General features: G+C 74.2%; 16 protein-coding genes. 8 read left to right on the forward strand and 8 right to left on the reverse strand.

Translation table 11 applies throughout. The features are described from left to right. The first annotated feature begins 5 nt into the window (after positions 1-5). Both ABIH81_RS30215 and ABIH81_RS30220 read left to right on the forward strand, forming a co-directional pair. On the forward strand, positions 6-968 hold the full coding sequence (locus ABIH81_RS30215) for a TIGR03557 family F420-dependent LLM class oxidoreductase (RefSeq protein WP_349878237.1): 963 nt from the start codon (positions 6-8) through the stop codon (positions 966-968). Between the two features lie 260 nt (positions 969-1,228). Beyond that, positions 1,229-1,885 (forward strand): GAP family protein, encoded by a 657-nt coding sequence (locus ABIH81_RS30220; protein WP_349878238.1) that lies wholly within the window; start codon positions 1,229-1,231, stop codon positions 1,883-1,885. Here the strand turns inward: ABIH81_RS30220 and ABIH81_RS30225 are convergent. The 6 genes from ABIH81_RS30225 to ABIH81_RS30250 form a co-directional block, all read right to left on the reverse strand. Next, a complete protein-coding gene (locus ABIH81_RS30225; RefSeq protein WP_349878239.1) occupies positions 1,872-2,669 on the reverse strand; it encodes an endonuclease/exonuclease/phosphatase family protein in 798 nt (265 codons plus the stop codon). The genes ABIH81_RS30220 and ABIH81_RS30225 overlap by 14 nt on opposite strands. Before the next feature lie 4 nt (positions 2,670-2,673). Further along, positions 2,674-4,164, reverse strand: a complete 1,491-nt coding sequence (locus ABIH81_RS30230) for a phosphatase PAP2 family protein (protein WP_349878240.1) — start codon at positions 4,162-4,164, stop codon at positions 2,674-2,676. Positions 4,165-4,264: 100 nt separating this feature from the next. Continuing rightward, a complete protein-coding gene (locus tag ABIH81_RS30235) occupies positions 4,265-5,266 on the reverse strand; it encodes a YihY/virulence factor BrkB family protein (protein ID WP_349878241.1) in 1,002 nt (333 codons plus the stop codon). Continuing rightward, a complete protein-coding gene (locus ABIH81_RS30240; protein WP_349878242.1) occupies positions 5,259-6,266 on the reverse strand; it encodes a diacylglycerol kinase family protein in 1,008 nt (335 codons plus the stop codon). Before ABIH81_RS30240 ends, ABIH81_RS30235 begins: the two co-directional genes overlap by 8 nt. Positions 6,267-6,357: 91 nt before the next feature. Beyond that, a complete protein-coding gene (locus ABIH81_RS30245) occupies positions 6,358-6,933 on the reverse strand; it encodes a Clp protease N-terminal domain-containing protein (protein WP_349878243.1) in 576 nt (191 codons plus the stop codon). After that, positions 6,933-7,169, reverse strand: a complete 237-nt coding sequence (locus ABIH81_RS30250; protein ID WP_030275209.1) for an HTH domain-containing protein — start codon at positions 7,167-7,169, stop codon at positions 6,933-6,935. The genes ABIH81_RS30245 and ABIH81_RS30250 overlap by 1 nt, the downstream gene beginning before the upstream one ends. A 96-nt stretch (positions 7,170-7,265) precedes the next feature. Here ABIH81_RS30250 and ABIH81_RS30255 point away from each other — a divergent pair, with 96 nt between their 5' ends. From ABIH81_RS30255 to ABIH81_RS30270, 4 genes are all read left to right on the forward strand, one after another. Then, the gene (locus tag ABIH81_RS30255; protein WP_349878244.1) at positions 7,266-8,066 is read left to right on the forward strand and encodes a PP2C family serine/threonine-protein phosphatase; all 801 of its coding nucleotides are present in this window, start codon (positions 7,266-7,268) and stop codon (positions 8,064-8,066) included. A gap of 82 nt (positions 8,067-8,148) precedes the next feature. Further along, positions 8,149-8,979: a universal stress protein gene (locus ABIH81_RS30260; protein ID WP_349878245.1), complete on the forward strand. Its 831-nt coding sequence runs from the start codon at positions 8,149-8,151 to the stop codon at positions 8,977-8,979. A gap of 128 nt (positions 8,980-9,107) precedes the next feature. Beyond that, positions 9,108-11,510, forward strand: a complete 2,403-nt coding sequence (locus ABIH81_RS30265; RefSeq protein WP_349878246.1) for a phosphoketolase family protein — start codon at positions 9,108-9,110, stop codon at positions 11,508-11,510. Continuing rightward, entirely contained in the window at positions 11,507-12,373 is an 867-nt protein-coding gene (locus tag ABIH81_RS30270; protein WP_349878247.1) for a universal stress protein, read from the forward strand. Before ABIH81_RS30265 ends, ABIH81_RS30270 begins: the two co-directional genes overlap by 4 nt. A 1-nt stretch (position 12,374) precedes the next feature. On the opposite strand, the gene ABIH81_RS30275 is transcribed toward ABIH81_RS30270, so the two are convergent. After that, positions 12,375-14,723 carry a heavy metal translocating P-type ATPase gene (locus ABIH81_RS30275; RefSeq protein ID WP_349878248.1) on the reverse strand — a complete coding sequence of 783 codons (2,349 nt, stop codon included), beginning with the start codon at positions 14,721-14,723 and terminating at the stop codon, positions 12,375-12,377. A gap of 166 nt (positions 14,724-14,889) precedes the next feature. On the opposite strand from ABIH81_RS30275, the gene ABIH81_RS30280 reads away from it, so the two are divergent. Both ABIH81_RS30280 and ABIH81_RS30285 read left to right on the forward strand, forming a co-directional pair. Further along, a complete protein-coding gene (locus ABIH81_RS30280) occupies positions 14,890-15,900 on the forward strand; it encodes a nitroreductase (protein ID WP_349878249.1) in 1,011 nt (336 codons plus the stop codon). A gap of 93 nt (positions 15,901-15,993) precedes the next feature. Beyond that, the gene (locus tag ABIH81_RS30285; RefSeq protein ID WP_349881251.1) at positions 15,994-17,661 is read left to right on the forward strand and encodes a GAF domain-containing sensor histidine kinase; all 1,668 of its coding nucleotides are present in this window, start codon (positions 15,994-15,996) and stop codon (positions 17,659-17,661) included. Between the two features lie 7 nt (positions 17,662-17,668). Here the strand turns inward: ABIH81_RS30285 and ABIH81_RS30290 are convergent, their stop codons facing one another. Next, complete coding sequence (locus ABIH81_RS30290) at positions 17,669-18,307, reverse strand: response regulator transcription factor (protein WP_091427689.1); 639 nt, start codon at positions 18,305-18,307, stop codon at positions 17,669-17,671. Positions 18,308-18,310: the final 3 nt, after the last annotated feature.

Below are 18,310 nucleotides of genomic sequence, written 5' to 3' on the forward strand. Positions count from 1 at the left end.
GTGCCATGGTCAACGTCGGTTACACCCTCTTGTGCGAGCAGGCCGGCCCGAAGGAACTGGTCGACCACGCCGTACGCGCCGAGGCCGCCGGCTTCGACCATCTGGTCATGTCCGACCACTACTACCCCTGGCTGGAGTCCCAGGGCCACTCCCCGTACGCCTGGTCGGTGCTCGGCGCCGTCGCGCACGCCACCAGCCGGGCCGAGCTGATGTCGTTCGTGACCTGCCCGATCCGGCGGTACCACCCGGCGGTGGTGGCGCAGAAGGCCGGCACCGTCGGCGTGCTCTCGGGCGGCCGGTTCACGCTGGGCCTCGGCTCCGGGGAGAACCTCAACGAGCACGTGGTGGGCGGATGGCCGCACGTGCAGCAGCGGCACGAGATGTTCGAGGAGGCGCTGCAGATCATCCGGCCGCTGCTCAACGGCGAGACGCTGACGTTCTCCGGCAACCACTTCGACGTGCCCGACGCGTACCTCTGGGACCGCCCGGAGCGGCCGGTGCCGATGGCGGTCGCCGCCTCCGGACGGCAGTCGGCCACGCTGGCCGCCGAGTACGCCGACGCCATGATCGCCACCGACCCGCTGTCCCACCTGATCGACATGTACGAGGAGGCGGGCGGCGCGGGCCGCCCCCGCTACGGGCAGCTGGCCATCTGCTACGGCCCGGACGAGGACGAGTGCCGCAAGATCGTGCACGACCAGTTCCGCTGGTTCGGCCTGGGCTGGAAGGTCAACGCCGACCTGCCCGGCCCGGAGTCGTTCGAGGCGGCCACCCGGTTCGTCCGGGAGGAGGACGTGGCCGAGGGCATCCCCTGCGGCCCGGACACCGACCGGCACGTCGAGGCGTTCAAGAAGTTCGTCGACGCGGGCTTCACCCACGTCGCGCTGATCCAGGTGGGCGGCGGCACCCAGCCGATGTTCCTCGACTGGGCCCAGGAGGAACTGCTGCCCCGGCTGCGCGAGCTGTGACTGTCGCACCGTCCCCGCCGGGGCGCTTCGGCCCGGCCGAGCTGCGCCTCGCGTGCGCCGTCCACGACCTGCTCACCACCCCGCTGAGGAGCTGACGCCATGCGTATCGGGAACACCGAGATCCGGCCCGCCGGAGGCGGGCTCGGCTGCCTGCTGATGATCCTCTTCTCGATCGTCGCCTCGGTGGTGCTCACCGTGCTGCTCAACCTGGTCCTGTAGAACCCGGCCCGGCGCGCACCACGGCGACACCAGAATGAAGCATGCCCATGCTGACCGCGCTGCCGCTGGCGCTGGAGATGGTCGCCGGATCGAAGCTCGTCGGCGCCGTCGTCCTCGCCGCCGGCCGTCACCCGCGCCGCAGCTCGGTGGCCTACCTGGCCGGCGTCACGGTGGGCGTACTCGGTCCGCTGACGCTCTGGTACGCGGCGTTCCGGGTGGTGCGGCACACCGCGGTGCACGGCATCGGGGTGGGCGGCAGCCGCAAGCTCATCGACTGGATCGTGCTGGCGCTGCTGGCGGTCCTCATGGTGATCACGTTCCGCAGGCGGCACCGCAACCGGCCGTCCGGGTGGCTCCGCCGGTTGCAGGATCCGCGGCCGTCGTACGCCTTCGGTCTGGGGCTGGTGCTCGCCGTCGCCGTGCCGAGCGACGAGCTGGTCATGGCGTCGGTCGCGGGCAGCATGGCCGGGCACGGCCGCCCCTGGTGGCATCTGCTGCCGTTCACGGCGCTCACCGTGCTGCTGCTGGCCCTGCCGCTGCTCACGCTGCTGCTGTCCGGCGGGCGCGCGGAGCGTCTGCTCCCCGCGTTCCGCTCCTGGACCGACAGGCACTCCTGGCTGATCAGCGAGACGGTCATCGGAATCTTCGCGGCGTTCGTGGTGGCCGACCTGGCGTCCGGGTCGTTCAGCCGGCCGTGAGGTCCACGTCGGCCAGCACCGGATAGTGGTCGGAGGCCGAGTCGGCGTCACCCTCGCGGACCACCCGCACCGCGCGTACCCGATCGGCCAGCGCCGGGGTGGCGAGCAGGTAGTCCAGCCGCATCCCGGCGAACTCGGCGCCGCCGTGCCGGGTCGGCACGGTCAGGCCGCCGGGCTCGTCGCCGCCGGAGCGCGGCCACAGGTCGACCAGCCCGGCGTCGAGCAGCCGGGCCACCGCCCAGGTGTCCACGGTACGGCCGTCGCGGCGCAGGTGCCGCCGCCGGTACGGGGTGGCCAGCCCGGCCAGCCGGGCGGTGTGGTCGACGGTGGGCTCCAGCGTGTTCAGGTCACCGGCGAGCAGGGCCAGCGCTCCCCCGGTACGCCGGAGCGCCGCGGCCAGCCAGTCCGCCTCCATCCGCCGCCGCCCACCCGAGTACGGGTTCAGATGCGTGCTGAACACGGTGAGCGGTCCCGCGCCGGTGGCGACCCGCACCCGGGCGGCGGCGTGGTGGAACGGGCGGCGGACCCGCCCGGCGCGCAGCACCCGCAGCGGCGGGCGGACCAGCACCGCCACCGGCTGGCCGAAACAGGACCGGGCCAGGTGCGCCGCCATCCCGAGCCGCTCGGCCAGCCCGCCCAGCGTGGCGTCCATGCCGCGCAGTTCCTGCAACGCCAGCACGTCCGGGCGCTGCGCGGTGACGACCGAGACGATCCGGTCCCGGCGGTCGGCGCCGTCGCCGTCGCGCCCGCCGGTCCGGATGTTCCAGGTCATCACCCGCAGCATCGGCTCAGTCCGGCCGCGCGGCCTTGGCCAGCTCGTCGTCCAGCTCGTCGACCTGTTCGGACTCGATCGCCGGCCGGTTGCCCTCGTGCACGTCGGCGTTCGGCTTGATCACCCAGTACAGCAGCGACAGCCAGAGCGCGCCGAGCAGGATCGCGCCCATGAAGTCGGTCGGGTGGTGCATGCCCCGGTACATCCGGGAGGTGGCCACGCCGACCGGCATCAGCACGGCCATGCCGACGAACAGCCACCGCCACCACCTGTCGGTACGCGGGAACACGATGACCGCCATCGCCACCCAGAGGCAGATGGTCGCCGCGATGTGCCCGGACGGGAACGACGAGGTGGGCATCGGCCCGTCCAGGTTCTCCACCGGCGGCCGGGGCCGGTCCACCACCCGGGCGCTGGCCAGGAACAGGCTGAGCTCGCCGAACATCGCCAGCACCACGTACAGCACCGGCCGCCACCGCCGCCACACGGCCAGCACGATCGGGCAGAACACCAGCGACACCAGCAGGATGGCGTGGGTGTCGCCGAACTTGCTCCACCACCAGCTCAGCTCCGTGAGCACGTCGGTGTGCCGCTCGGCGAACCAGCGCGGCACCTCGGTGTCCAGCGTGTCGAAGAACGTGCCCTTGGCGTGGTAGCTGACGAACATGCCGAACGCGTAGAGCACACCGAAGACGAGCACCCACCCGACCAGCAGCTCGGCCACCGCCGAGCGCGGGTGCTCCAGCACCTTCTCCTCGTCCGGCGCGAGCGCCAGCTCCTCGCCCGCCTCCGGCTCCAGGCCCTCACGCAGCGGCGGCACCGGCCGGCCGCGCTCGCGCCGCCACAGCCGGAAGGCGTACGCGGTGACGCCCAGCCAGGCCGCGCCGAGCAGCCAGCCGCCGATCACGTCGGACACGAAATGCACACCCAGCGCGATCCGGGTCAGCCCGACCAGGAGGATCAGCACGCCGGCGATGGCGATGGCGGCCTTGCGCCAGCGCGGCGACATGGCCGGCAGGAACACCAGCAGCAGCGCCCCGTACGCGACGAACGATCCGAGCGCGTGCCCACTGGGGAAGCTGTTGCCCGGTGCGCTGGCGATCGGCACGTCCACCACCGGGCGCAGCCGCCCGACCAGCGCCTTGAGCGACGGGTCGAGGATCAGCCCGCCGGCGCCGGTGACGATCAGGTAGACCGCCAGCCGGGACTGGCGGCGGATCAGCAGGCCCACCACCGCGATGGTGACCAGCCAGATCATCACCGGCCGCCCGCCCAGGTCGGTGATCGCCTGGAGCACGGTGACCAGCGGGCCGTGCGGGGACACCAGGCCGTTGAACCACTCGGCCACCGCGTGGTCGGCGTCGCCCAGCGGGCTCCACCGGAACCGGACCAGCATGAGCAGCACGCCGAACCCGACTCCTGCGCCGGCCACGGCGAGCAGGCCCGCGAGGCTCCGCTCGGCGAAATGGCTGAGCGGCCGGCTCCCGGCTTCCTTGACCGCGGTCACACCGCACCTCCCTCGTTCTTCTGCGAGGCGCGCTGTACCCGATCGGCGTGTTCCGTACACGCCGTACCGGCGCGGCGTCATCGCCGGACCGGCCGTGGCGTCAGAGCGAGGTCATCTCGCCGGTGTCGAACAGCTCCGCCCGCTGCGCCTCCGGCTCCCACAGGTCCGGCTGGGCGGGCTCGTCCACCCCGATGCGCATCGCTTCGAGCTGGGCGGCGAAGGCCAGCCCGCCGAACAGCGCGATCCCGGTCAGGTTGGCCCAGAGCAACAGGGCCATCATGCCGGTCAGCGCCCCGTAGGTCTGGCCGAATCCGCCGCTGTACTTCACGTAGGCGGCGAGCAGCAGGCTGGCCAGCCACCAGATCGCGATGGCGATGGACGCGCCGAAGAAGAGCCAGGACAGGCCGGGCTGGCGGCGTCGCGGGGCGTGCCGGAACAGCACCGCGACGGCGAGCACGGTCAGGCCGAGGCTCAGCGGCCAGCGGATCACGTCCCACCCGGCCATGGCGAGGTCGCCCCACTCGTAGTGCCGCCGTACCGACTCGCCCATCGCCCGGCCGCCGACCAGGATCAGGAACCCGGCCAGCGCGGGCACACCGGCGACCACCGCGAGGACCGCGGCGCGCGCGTACTTGGCCAGCGCCGGGCGGTCCCGCTCGACGCCGTAGATCCGGTTGGCGCCCCGCTCGATCTGCGCCATCGTGGTGGTCAGCGCGACCAGCCCGGTGAGCAGACCGAGCGTCAGCGCCAGCTCACCGGCGTCCTCGGTACGCTCGCTGTCGGTCAGCAGGTCCTGCACCATGGCTTCGCTCTGGCCGGGCGTGATGGCCAGCACCGTGTCGGCGACGACCTTGCCGCCCTCGTCCACGCCCAGGTCGGTGATCAGACCGGTGAGCGCGATCAGAAACGGCACCACGGCCAGGCAGAGCTGCAACGCCAGCGCCCGGGAGTGGCTGAAGCCGTCGCCGTAGCGGAACCGGATGAACGCGTCCCGCAGCAGGCACCAGCCGCCGTGCCGGCGCAGTGTGTGCCAGGCGTCGTCGGCGGAGAGCTGGTCCTCGGTCATCAACCGGGTCTCGGGGACCAGCTTCGTGCTACTCACGGCGGGCCTCCTCGACCAGGTGCTCTCCGCGCTCGCCGACCGCGTCGGCGTCCTCCGCCAGGTCGGGGTGCTCCTCCGGGCGCGGTACGCAGAGCCAGAGCGACTCGGGGCGGATGGTGGCCTTCAGCGACCGGCCCGGCTCGATCAGGTCGCCGTCGAGCTGCCGGGGCTGCGCCCGGGTGCTGGTGATCTCGACCGAGCGGGCCCGGAACACCTCCATCCGGGGCACGCTGTCGCGGCGGCGCAGCACCGCCCAGCCCATGGCGAGCCAGTGGCGCAGCGTACGCGGCGTCAGCACCGCCACGTCGAGCCAGCCGTCGTCCGGTTCGGCCTCGGTGAGCAGGCGTACCCCGCCCTGGAGGCGCCCGACGTTGGCGACCAGGACCGAGCGGGCGCGGCGGCGCAGCGGCGGCTTGCCGTCGATGCGCACCGAGACCCGCATCGGCCGGTCGCGCAGGTGCCGGGCGGCGCCCACCACGTACGCCGGCCAGCCGATCCGCTTCTTCGTGGTCTCGGAGGTGGAGTCGAGCATCTGGGCGTCGAAGCCCATCCCGGCCATCACGGCGAAGCACTTGTCGCCCACCACGCCGACGTCGAGGCGGCGCATCCCGCGCTCGACGGCGACCTCCAGCCCGGCGGCCAGGTCGCCGGAGAGGCCGAGGTTGGCGGCCAGCAGGTTGCCGGTGCCCTGGGGCAGCACTGCGAGCGCCACGTCGGTGCCGGCCAGCGCGGTCACGCAGGCCATCACCGTGCCGTCGCCGCCGCAGGCGAAGACGACCTCCGCGCCCGCCTCGACGGCCTGTTCCGCCTGCCCGCGGCCCGGGTCCTCGACCGTCGTCTCGTACCAGGCCGGGGCCGGCCACCCGGCGGCGGCGAGCGCGCCGTCCACGGTGCGGCGGAACTCGTCCAGGTCGGCCACCTTCACCGGGTTGACCACCACTGCCGAGCGCGGGGTGCGGTTCTCCGCGTTCACCGGGCGCTTGTCGTCTGCACCGTCCACGGCGTCAGTGTGCAGGACACGGGGCGTGACGGCGACCCGGCGGCGCGGGACGTTGCGAGGACCGCAAACAGGTTTGAGGACCGGGTGCGGGTCAGGCCGCCTCGCGCAGCGCCGCGTCGACGCGCCGCCGCAGGTCGTCGAGGTCCACGCCGGCCTCGGTGAGCACCACCGCGGCCAGTCCGTCGCCCTCGCGCAGCAGGCCGAGCAGGATGTGTTCGGTGCCGATGTGCCGGTGGCGCAGCCGCAGCGCCTCGCGCAGCGACAGCTCCAGCACCTTCTTGGCGCGGGGCGAGAACGCGCCGTGGTGCGGCCCGCGACGCCACCACCGGCGCGGGCGCGGGGTCGCCTCGCGCAGCGCGTCGGGGCCGAAGGACTCCTCGATCCGGGCCACGATCGCGGCGAGGTCGATGCCGATCTCGCGCAGCGCCGCGGCGTCCGCCGCGCCGAGCCCGTCCACGCCCTGCGCGGTGTGGCGGGCCACCGCGGCCCGCAGCGCGTCGGCGTCGACGCCGCCGGCCGCCAGCAGCCGTACCGCCAGGTTGTCGCGGTCGGCGAGCACGCCCAGCAGGAGGTGCTCGGTGCCGACCGGCCGCCGCCCCTCGGCGCGGGCCTCGTCGAGCGCGTGGTGAACCACGGTCCGGGCCCGGTCGGTGAATCGTTCGAACATCACGCCTCCCAGCTCTCGCGTACCGCCGGTCGTCCGGCGTGCTTCTTGTGGACCGCCTGCCGGCTGACCTCGAGGGCGTCGGCGATCTCCTGCCACGACCAGCCCTGCCGCCGGGCGTTGTCGACCTGGATCACCTCGAGCCGTTCGAGCAGCCGGCGCAGGGCGAGCACGGCGCGCAGGCCGACCTTGGGGTCGGTGCTGCCGGCTGCCGCCGCGAGTTCCGTCGCTTGACTCATGCTGTCAATGTAGGTTGACACGCCTCGCCTGTCAACCCTGGTTGACAGCCGCCCGGCCTGCCGCTGTCCGGCCCGTCCCGGTGTTACGGTCCGCTGGTGTTCCGCCGCCGCCCGCTGGACCGGCCGGTCGAGTCCGCGCGCCGGCTCACCGCCGGCCGCCTCACCCTGGAGATCGCCGGCGGCAGCGTGGTCGGGCACCGCTACCCGGAGAACTACGACGTGCTGCACGTCGACCCCGAGCTGCCGCTCGCTGTGGTCTGCGACGGGATGGGCGACGGTGAGGGCAGCCGGGTGGCCGGCACGACCGCCGCCGAGACGTTCGTGGCGCGGGTCCGCGCCGGCTGGCCCGCCGTCGGCGCCGCCGCGCTGCGGGCCGCCGTGGCCGAGACCCAACGGCGGGTACGCCAGGCCGGCGCCGCGCAGCCGGGCCTGACCGGCTGCACGCTCACCGCGTTCGTGGTCGAGCCGGACGGCGACCAGGGCTGGCTGGTCCAGCTCGGCGACTCGCGGGCGTACCGGCTGCGTGACGGGCTGCTGGAACTGGTCACCGTCGACCACACCATGGCCTGGCTCGGCCTGCTGCACGGCTGGTGGCCGGCGGACTCGCCGGAGGCGGCCCGGGCGCGCTACCAGCTGCTGCGCTACGTCGGCCACCCGGACCGGCCCGAGCCGGACCTGCTCGCCGTGCCACTGCGCCAGGGCGACACCTGGCTGCTGTGCACCGACGGGATCAGCGACCAGCTCGGCTACCACCGGCTGCGCGACCTGCTCTCCGCGCGACGCGACCCGGCGCGCACCGCCGAGGCCCTGCTCGCCGCCAGCCTGGACGAGGGCGGCGAGGACAACGCCACAGCGGTCGTGCTGCGCGTACACCCGGCGCTTCCCGCGCCGCGCTGACCGCCAGTTCCGCCGACCCGCTCCGGCGCACCCGGTCCCACGACTACCGTGGGTGAAAAGCAGGGTCGGGAGGTGAGCCGGGGTGGCCGCACCCAGCCACGGCGCCGTGGTGGTCGGCGTCGGCCGGTCCGAGGCCGATCTGACGGTGGTCCGCACGGCCGCCGCCGAGGCCGCCGCCCACGACCGGCCGCTGTACCTGCTGCACGCGTTCAACTGGGCCGCGACGCCCGGCCCCGCCCCGGCCGGCGGCACCCGCACGGACGCGGAGAACGTGCTGGAGCATGCCGGACAGGTCGTCGCCGAGTGCGCGCCGCAGGTGCCGGTCAGCGGCCGGATCGTCGAGGGCTCGCCGGTCGAGGCGCTGCTGCGGCTCGCCGACACCGCGTTCCTGATCGCGCTCGGTGACGGGGGCATGTCCGCCCACCCGGACCGCGTACCGCCCGACACGCCGGCCGTGGACGTGGCCGCCCGGGCCGGCTGCCCGGTGCTGGTCGGGCGCACCCAGCCGGCCCCGCCCGGGCCGCTGGTCGTCGGCTTCGACGGGTCGCCCAGCTCGCGGGCCGCCCTCGGGTACGCCTTCGACTGCGCGCAGCACCGCGGCGCCCGCCTGCTCGCCGTCCGGGTGATCGAGCCGGAGTCCGGCGACCGCGACGACGGGCGGCTGGACGAGGCGGTCACCCGGCAGGCCCAGCGGTACCCCCGCGTCGCCGCCGACTGCGAGACCGTCCACGGTGAGCCGCGGTCCGTCCTGCTCGACCGGTCCCGTACCGCGCAGCTCGCGGTGGTGGCCGCCTGGGGAGACGGGCCGGTGGGGTCCACTCTGGGCACGGTCAGCCAGTCCCTGCTCTACCACTCGCCGGCCCCGCTGATCGTCGTACGGGGCGTCCCCGCGGATGCCGGGGACGGGTCATGACGCCCGCGCGAGGCGGGACCTACGGCCCTGACCGCCGACCCCGAATGGGGACGAGGCTGGACGCGCCGGGGAAGAAGATGTGGTCCCCGAGTGGCAGCCGACCCCGAGCCACGAGAGGCTAAGGCAGCATGGACACCGCGGTGAACCTGCACAGCCCCCTGACCGAAGACGAGTTGCGCCGGCTGGACGCCTACTGGCGCGCGGCGAACTACCTGACCGTCGGCCAGATCTATCTGCTCGACAACCCGCTGCTGCGCGAACCGCTCAAGCCTGAGCACGTCAAGCCGCGCCTGCTGGGCCACTGGGGCACCAGCCCCGGGCTCAACCTGCTCTACACCCACCTCAACCGGGTCATCGTGAACCGGGACCTGTCCGCCATCTTCGTCACCGGCCCCGGCCACGGCGGCCCGGCGCTGGTGGCGAACACGTGGCTGGAGGGCACCTACAGCGAGCTGTACCACCACATCCCCCGGGACGAGACCGGCATGCAGCGGCTGTTCCGGCAGTTCTCCTTCCCGGGCGGCATCCCGAGCCACGTGGCGCCGGAGGTGCCGGGTTCGATCCACGAGGGCGGCGAGCTGGGGTACGCGCTGAGCCACGCGTACGGCGCCGCGTTCGACAACCCGGACCTGCTCGTGGCCTGCGTGATCGGCGACGGCGAGGCGGAGACCGGCCCGCTGGCCGGAAGCTGGCTGTCGAACGTGTTCCTCAACCCGGCCCGCGACGGCGCGGTGCTGCCGATCCTGCACCTCAACGGCTACAAGATCGCCAGCCCGACGGTGCTGGACCGGATCCCCGGCGAGGACCTGCGGGACATGATGCGCGGCTTCGGCTACGAGCCGTACGTGGTCGAGGGCGACGACCCGGCGACCGTGCACCAGCTACTGGCCGCGACGCTCGACCGGGCGGTCGACGAGATCGCGGCGATCCAGCGCCGGGCCCGCTCCGGCGAGCACGTCGAGCGCCCCCGCTGGCCGATGGTCGTCCTGCGGACGCCGAAGGGCTGGACCGGTCCGTCCCGGGTCGACGGCAAGCAGGTCGAGGGCACGTTCCGCGCCCACCAGGTGCCGATCTCCGGGGTCCGGGACAACCCGGAGCACCTGGCCGAGCTGGAGCGCTGGCTGCGCAGCTACCGGCCGGAGGAGCTGTTCGACGCCACCGGCGGCCCGGTCGCCGAGGTGGCCGGCCTGCCTCCCACCGGTGACCACCGGATGAGCGCCAACCCGGTCGCCAACGGCGGCCGGCTGCTGCGCAACCTGGAGCTGCCGGACTTCCGCGACTACGCGGTCGACGTACCGACGCCCGGTGAGCCGATGGCCGGCGCGACCGGTGTGCTCGGCCCCTGGGTCCGCGACGTGATCGCGCGCAACCCGGAGACGTTCCGCCTGTTCGGCCCGGACGAGGTCGCCTCGAACCGGCTCGGCGCGGCGTTCGAGGTGACCGACCGCGCGTTCGTGGGCGCCGAGGTGCCCGGCGACGACCACCTCTCCCCCGACGGCCGTGTGATGGAGGTGCTCTCCGAGCACCTGTGCCAGGGCTGGCTGGAGGGCTACCTGCTGACCGGCCGGCACGGCATCTTCACCAGCTACGAGGCGTTCATCCACATCGTCGACTCGATGGTCAACCAGCACGCCAAGTGGCTGAAGGTGACCCGGAACATCCCCTGGCGGGAGCCGGTGGCCTCGCTGAACTACCTGCTGTCGAGCCACGTGTGGCGCCAGGACCACAACGGCTTCTCGCACCAGGATCCGGGCTTCATCGACCACGTGGTCAACAAGAAGGCCGAGGTGGTCCGGGTCTACCTGCCGCCGGACGGCAACACGCTGCTGTCCACCATGGACCACTGCCTGCGCAGCCGGCACTACATCAACGTGGTGGTGGCCGGTAAGCAGCCCGCGCCGAACTGGCTGACCATGGACGAGGCGGTCCAGCACTGCCGCCGCGGCCTGGGCATCTGGGACTGGGCCAGCAGCGACGACGGCACCGAACCGGACGTCGTGCTCGCCTGCGCCGGCGACGTGCCGACGCTGGAGACGCTCGCCGCTGTCGACCTGCTGCGCCGGCACCTGCCGGACCTGAAGGTGCGGGTGGTCAACGTGGTCGACCTGATGCGCCTGCAACCGCCGTCGGAGCACCCGCACGGCCTGCCGGACAACGAGTTCGACACCATCTTCACCCGCGACAAGCCGGTGATCTTCGCGTACCACGGCTACCCGTGGCTGATCCACCGGCTCACCTACCGCCGTACCAACCACGAGAACCTGCACGTGCGCGGCTACAAGGAGGAGGGCACCACCACGACGCCGTTCGACATGGTGATGCTCAACGACCTGGACCGCTTCCACCTGGTCATCGACGTGATCGACCGGGTGCCGGGGCTGCGGTCGCGCGCCGCGCACCTGCGCCAGGACATGGTGGACGCCCGCCAGGCCTGCCGCGACTACACCCGCCGTTACGGCGAGGACGACCCCCGGGTCGCCGAGTGGCGCTGGATCAGGGAGAACGACCCCGCGGTGAGGAGCGGCGAATGAGCGGCGACGAGATCCTGGTCGGCTACGACGGGTCCGCCGACGCGGCGGTCGCCCTGAACTGGGCGCTGGACGAGGCGGGCCGGTCGGGGCGGCCGGTACGCCTGGCGTACGTCTTCGAGTGGCTGACCGTGACCGGCTGGATCGGGCCCGGTGTGGCGCCGGGGGTGTGGCCGGACGAGGCCGCCCGGCAGCAGGTCGAGGAACTGGTCCGCAAGGCGGCGGCGGACGCCGCCGCCGAGCGGCCGGGCCTGACCGTGCACGGCGAGGTGTTCGACGGGCCGCCCGCGCTGGTGCTCCAGGAGCGGTCCGCCGAGGCCGGGATGCTGGTGCTCGGCAGCCGGGGCCACGGCGGCTTCGGCGGGCTGCTCGCCGGTTCCACGGCGGTCTCGGTCACCGCGCACGCCCACTGCCCGGTGGTGGTGGTCCGCGACGGCCAGGCCGCCACGTCCGGGCCGGTGGTGGTCGGCTCGGACGGCTCGGAGTCGGCGCTGCGGGCGCTCGGCTTCGCCGTCGAGCGGGCCGCGCAGCGGGACGTGCCGCTGCGGGTGCTGCGGGCCTGGGAGCCGCCGGGTGAGCGGTGGGTGCCGCCGGACTTCGACCCGGAGCAGGTCGCCGCGAGCGAGCGGGCCGCCGCCGAGGCGGAGCTGGCGCCGTGGCGGGAGAGCTTCCCCGACGTGCCGGTCGAGATCGAGGCGGTCCCCGGCAGCGCGTCGGCGCTGCTGGTGGAGGCGAGCCGGTCGGCGCAGCTGGTGGTGGTCGGCAGCCGGGGCCGGGGCGGCCTGCGCGGCATGCTGCTCGGCTCGGTCAGTCAGCAGCTCATCCAGCACTCGCACTGCCCCGTCGCTGTGGTACGCGAGCCGTGACTCAGCGGCCGGGCGAGGTGGAGCCCTCCTCCGGGTCGAGCGAGAAGTAGTCCTCCTCCTCCTGGGCCAGGTGCAGGCGCAGCACCGCGTCCAGGCCGTAGAGCGCGGCCAGCAGATCGGGCACCTCGTCACGGCGCAGCCGGCCGTCCGGCTGCGCCGTGAGGTGCCCGCCGATCCGCTCCACCAGCCGCACGATCTCCACGTGCGCCCGGCTCATCGTGGAGGTCGCCTCGTCGCTGCCGAGCGGCCCGGCCAGCGCCGGGTAGAGCTGCCGGTCCTCGGCCGCCTCGTGCGGCAGCACCTCGTCGACCAGGCGCCGGTGCACCTCCCGCAGCGCCGGCAGGCACGCCGGGTCGTCCGGGCGGGTCGCCACCAGGTCGGCGGTGTCCCGCAGCCGGGCGAGCACGTCGCGCACGCCGCCGTGCTCGCCCGCGTACCGGTCGAGCAGTTCGCGGGTGTGCGCGGGCAGATCCCGGCGCCGCAGGCCGCCGCCGAGCGCGCGCAGCGCGTTGAGGATCACCAGGACGTCGATGCCCTCCTGGAGGAACGCGCCGGCCACCGGGGGCAGCCGGCCCGCGGCGGCGACGAGCATCGCCAGCACCGCCAGGCCCATCCCGACGGTGGCGCTCTGCACCGCGATGCGGCGGGCGTACCGGGCGATCTCGACGGCGTCGGCGAGCCGGTCCAGCCGGTCCACGGTGAGCACCGCGTCGGCCACGTCCGCCGAGGCGGTCGCCCCGGTCGCCCCCATCGCCACGCCGACGTGCGCCTCGGCCAGCGCGGGCGCGTCGTTGACGCCGTCGCCGACCATCACCGTCACCGCGCGCGCCGACTCCTGGCGTACCCGATCGACCTTCTCCTGCGGCGAGCACCCCGCGATCACGTCGTCCACGCCCACGACCTGCGCCACCTGCCGGGCCGTGCCCGGGCGGTCACCGGTCACCATGACCAGCCGGGAAAGGCCCGCCTCGCGCAGCCGCCGCACGGTCCGCCGGGCGTCCGGCCGGACCGGGTCCTCCAGCAGGATCGCGCCGAGCGGCCCGTTGTCGTCGCCGACCCAGACCGCGGAACGCCCGGCCCGTTCGGCGCGCTCACCGAGCCGGCCCGCCCACTCCGGCGGTTCCCCGGCGAGCTGCCCGACGTGCACCATCCGCCCGTCGACGCGCCCGCTGACCCCGCGCCCCGGCTCCTCGGTGACCTGCGTCGGCTCGGCCAGCGCCAGCCCGCGCTCGCGGGCCTGCCGGACCAGCGCGGCGGCGAGCACGTGCGGGGAGAGCTGCTCGACCGAGGCGGCCAGCCGCAGCACCTCGTCCCGGTCGCCGCCCGGCGCCACCACCACCTCGGCCGCCCGGGGCCGGCCGGCGGTGAGCGTGCCGGTCTTGTCCAGCAGCAGGGTACGGGCGCGGCCGAGCTGTTCCAGCGACCCGCCGTCACGGACCAGCACACCCCGCCGGGCCACCCGGGACAGCCCGGAGACCACGGCGATCGGGGTGGCCAGCAGCAGCGGGCACGGTGTGGCCACCACGAGCACCGCCACCGCCCGGGTGAACTCGCCGGACAGCAGCCACGCCAGCCCGGCCAGCACAAGCGTGAACGGCACGAACGCGGCGGCGTACCGGTCGGCCAGCCGTACCATCGGGGCCTTGCGGGCCGTCGCCTCGCCGGCCAGGCGGACGATGCCCGCGTAGGTGCTCTCCGCCGCGTTACGGCGCGCCCGCAGCCCGAAGCCGGCGCCCGCGTTCACGACGCCGCTGGCCACCTCCTCCCCGGCCGCGCGGGTGACCAGCTGCGACTCGCCGGTGACCACCGACTCGTCGAGCGTGGCCGCCTCCTCGACCACGCCGTCCACCGGCACCACGTCGCCCGGCCCGACGACCAGGCGGTCCCCCACCGCGACGCGGTCCAGCGGCACCACCTCGATCCCGCCGTCCGGGGTGCGCCGCCGGGCCTGCCGGGGCGCGCGTTCCAGCAGCGCCCGCAGGTCGCGGGTGGCGCGGCGCTGGGCGTACTCCTCCAGCGCCCGGCCGGTGGCGACCATCACCGCGATCACGGCGCCGGCCAGGTACTCCCGCACCAGCAGCGCGCCGAGCAGCGCCAGCACCGCGATGACGTCCACCCCGAACTGCCGCAGCCACAACTGGCGCAGCGTCGTCCAGGCCGCGGGCACCAGGGCGACCACTGTGACCGCCGCCCAGAGCAGCCGGGCGGCCTCGTGCGCGCCGGCGAACCACAGCGCCGCACCGGCCAGCACCGCCGCGGTGAGCAGCACCAGCGGCGCCCACTCGGTCCAGGCCCGCCGCGGCGCGCGGGCCGGCTGCCCGGGTACGCACTCGCGTGGTTCGCTTCCCACGTGTGGATCGTCTCAGTCCCGGCGCGGGGCGGGCGGGGCGACGCGGGTAATGCGGGGGCGAAGGACCCCTGCGGGGGCGGCCGGGCATGCCCGAGGATGGAGCGGCATCCCCACCCGGGCGTCCCGGGCGTGGGGCACGATGGGGAAAACAGGAAAGGTCGTGACGATGAGCCACGAGACGCCGGCCGGCGATCGCCCGTTGACCACCGCGCTCGCGGAGGCCGCCGGAATGGCCGGCCACGCCCCCTCGGTGCACAACACGCAGCCGTGGCACTGGACGGTCCTGCCCGACGCGCTGGAGCTGCGGGTGGTCCGCGAACGGCACCTCAGCGCCCTGGACCCGGAAGGGCACCTGCTGGTGGTGAGCTGCGGCGCCGCGCTGCACCACGCCCGGGTGGCGCTGGCCGCCGAGGGCTGGACCCCGGTGGTGGAGCGGCTGCCCGACCCGAAGGAACCCGACCTGCTGGCCCGGATCACCAGCCTGAAGCACACCGGCGCCGACCCCGACGCCATGCGCGTCGTGCAGTGCATGCAGGTGCGGCACACCGACCGGCGGCCGGTCAGCGACGAGCCGATCCCCACCGACGCGCTGAACGACATCGAGCGGGCGGCCACGCTGGAGGGCGTGAACCTGCAACTGCTCGACGACACCCAGAAGATCCAGCTCGCCGGCGCCGCCCAGCAGGCCGCCGCCGTCGAGGCGGACAGCCCGGAGCTGCGCGAGGAGCTGGCGTACTGGACCAGCCGGGCCGGCACCGGCACCGGGCTGCCGCCGGAGGTGCTGCCCGAGCAGGCCCCGCAGACGACCGTTCCGGCCCGCGACTTCGGCCGCGGCGGCTCGCTGCCGATCGGGCCCGGCCACGACAAGGCCGCCGTGTACGGGATCCTGTGGGGCTCCGACGACGAGCCGATGAGCTGGCTGCGCGCCGGTGAGGCGCTCTCCGCCGCCTGGCTCACCGCCACCCGGCACGGGGTGTCGCTGGTGCCGCTGTCCGGTGTGGTGGAGGTCGAGGGCACCCGCGAGGTGCTGCGGCAGATGCTCGCCGGCCTCGGGTTCCCGTACATCAGCATGCGGCTCGGCGTGGCCGACCCGACGCACGCCGGCCCGCCGCACACGCCCCGGCTGGACGTCACGCAGACGGTCGACACCTCGGCGGTCCGCGACCGTCTCGCCTGACCGGTCTCGATCACGGCGGCCACCGGGCGTTACCATCGCCGGGTGGCCGCCGCACCCCAGTCCCGGCACGAGCACCTCGCGCCCTCGCTCGGGCTGACCCCGCTGTCCCGCGTCCGCCTGGACGAACTGCTCCAGGAGATGCTCGACCGCGTCGGCGAGGTGGTGACCAGCCGCGAGCGGCTCCGGGCACTGCTGGACGCGGTCGTCGGCATCGGGTCCGACCTCGACCTGCGCAGCACGCTGCAACGGATCGTGCAGTCGGCGTGCGAGCTGGCCGGCGCCCGCTACGGCGCGCTCGGCGTGATCGGCAGCGACCGGATGCTGCACGACTTCATCGTCCACGGCATCAGCCCCGAGCTGCACGCGAAGATCGGCGAGCTGCCGCACGGGCGTGGCGTGCTCGGCCTGCTCATCGACGACCCGAAGCCGGTCCGCATGCCGGACATCACCAAGCACCCCAACTCGTACGGCTTTCCGCCGAACCACCCGCCGATGCACAGCTTCCTCGGCGTGCCGGTGCGCATCCGCGACCACGTCTGGGGCAACCTCTACCTGGCCGAGAAGCAGGGCGCGACCGAGTTCACCGAGGACGACGAGGAGATCGTGGTCGCGCTGGCCGCCGCGGCCGGCGTGGCGATCGAGAACGCCCGCCTCTACGCGCTGGCGCACCGCCGGGAACGCTGGCTCGCCGCCGCCGCGGAGATCACCTCGGTGCTGCTCGGTGAGGTACGCCGTACCGACGCGCTGACGCTCGTGGCCCGCCGCGCCCGTGAGGTCGCCGAGGCCGAGCTGGCCCTGGTGCTGCTCTACGACGAGGACGAGGCGCAGTTCACCGTCGAGGTGGTCGACGGCGCCGACCCGGTCACCCGGGAACTGGTCGGCGCGGTGCTGCCGGCCGCCGAGACCAGCTTCGCCGCGTCCGTGACGCAGGGCCGGCACGACCAGGTCGACGACCTCGCCGCCGCGGCGCCCTGGCCCCGGCCGGTGGTCGCCGGGCCGGCCGTGGTCTCCCCGCTCGCCGCCGCGGACACGCTGCACGGCGTCCTGGTGATCGGCTACCGGCCCGACCACGCGCCCGCGGCCGACGACGACCTCGCCCTGCTCGCCAGCTTCGCCGGGCAGGCCGCGCTGGCCATGGAACGCGCCCGCGGGCAGGAGGAGCGGGAACTGCTGGTGGTGCTGGAGGACCGCGAGCGCATCGCCCGTGACCTGCACGACGTGGTGATCCAGCGGCTGTTCGCCACCGGCCTGCAACTGCAGAGCGGCGCGATGAACGCCCGCCCCGAGGCGGCCAAGCGGATCAACCAGGCGGTCGACGACCTGGACGGCACCATCCGCGACATCCGCCGCACCATCTTCGAGCTGCGTACGCCGATGAGCGCGGCGCTGCGCACCGAGATCCGCGAGGCGATCGAGGTGGCCGCCGAGTCGCTCGGCTACCGGCCGGACCTGGAGCTGATCGGCCCGATCGACAGCGCCGTCCCGGACGACCTGCGCCCCGAACTCACCGCCGTGCTACGCGAGGCGCTGTCCAACGCGGTACGCCACGCGCAGGCCGACCGGGTGTCGGTGCGCGTACGCGTCGACTCCGGCCGGGTCGAGATCACCGTCACCGACGACGGGATCGGCTGCGACCCGGAGGCGGCCCGCAGCGGCCTGGTCAACCTGCGGGAGCGGGCCGAGCGGCTGGGCGGCGGGTTCTCGCTGCGCCGGGCCGAGCCGCGCGGCACCGAGGTGCGCTGGAGCGTCCCGCTCGGCTGAGGAGCCGTCAGGTGTTCTTGCCGAGCAGCCGGGTGGCCAGCACCGCCGCCTGGGTACGCCGCTCCAGGCCCAGCTTGGCGAGCACGCTGGAGACGTAGTTCTTCACCGTCTTCTCGGCGAGGAACATCTTCCCGGCGATCTCCCGGTTGGTGAGCCCCTCCGCCACGTACTCCAGGATCCGCCGCTCCTGCTCGGTGAGCGACTTCAGCTCCCGCGGCTGCTCCACGCCGCTGCGGATGCGCTCCAGCACGCGGGTGGTGATCGCCGGGTCGAGCAGCGACTGCCCGGCTGCCACCCGGCGGACCGCGTCCACCAGGTCGGTGCCGCGGATCTGCTTGAGCACGTACCCGGCGGCACCCGCCATGATCGCCGCGAACAACGCCTCGTCGTCCTCGTACGAGGTGAGGATCAGGCCCTTGATCGAGGAGTCCACGGCGCGGACGTCCCGGCAGACGTCGATGCCGTTGCCGTCGGGCAGCCGGGCGTCGAGGATCGCCACGTCGGGGCGCAGCGCCGGGATGCGGCGCGTCGCCTCCTGGGCCAGGCCGGACTCGCCGACCACCTCGATGTCGCCGCTGCTCTGGAGCAGGTCGGCAAGGCCACGACGGACGACCTCGTGGTCGTCGAGCAGGAACACCCGGATCATCCG

Source organism: Micromonospora sp. HUAS YX12 (assembly GCF_040215685.1).
GTDB classification, from domain to species: Bacteria; Actinomycetota; Actinomycetes; order Mycobacteriales; family Micromonosporaceae; genus Micromonospora; species Micromonospora tulbaghiae.

Bases quoted from the DNA above. Each gene is read 5' to 3' on its own strand.
- ABIH81_RS30215 (WP_349878237.1), top strand. From the start codon at position 6: ATGGTCAACGTCGGTTACACCCTCTTGTGCGAGCAGGCCGGCCCGAAG.
- ABIH81_RS30220 (WP_349878238.1), top strand. From the start codon at position 1,229: ATGCCCATGCTGACCGCGCTGCCGCTGGCGCTGGAGATGGTCGCCGGA.
- ABIH81_RS30225 (WP_349878239.1), bottom strand. From the start codon at position 2,669: ATGCTGCGGGTGATGACCTGGAACATCCGGACCGGCGGGCGCGACGGC.
- ABIH81_RS30245 (WP_349878243.1), bottom strand. From the start codon at position 6,933: ATGTTCGAACGATTCACCGACCGGGCCCGGACCGTGGTTCACCACGCG.
- ABIH81_RS30250 (WP_030275209.1), bottom strand. From the start codon at position 7,169: ATGAGTCAAGCGACGGAACTCGCGGCGGCAGCCGGCAGCACCGACCCC.
- ABIH81_RS30265 (WP_349878246.1), top strand. From the start codon at position 9,108: ATGGACACCGCGGTGAACCTGCACAGCCCCCTGACCGAAGACGAGTTG.
- ABIH81_RS30270 (WP_349878247.1), top strand. From the start codon at position 11,507: ATGAGCGGCGACGAGATCCTGGTCGGCTACGACGGGTCCGCCGACGCG.
- ABIH81_RS30280 (WP_349878249.1), top strand. From the start codon at position 14,890: ATGAGCCACGAGACGCCGGCCGGCGATCGCCCGTTGACCACCGCGCTC.
- ABIH81_RS30290 (WP_091427689.1), bottom strand. From the start codon at position 18,307: ATGATCCGGGTGTTCCTGCTCGACGACCACGAGGTCGTCCGTCGTGGC.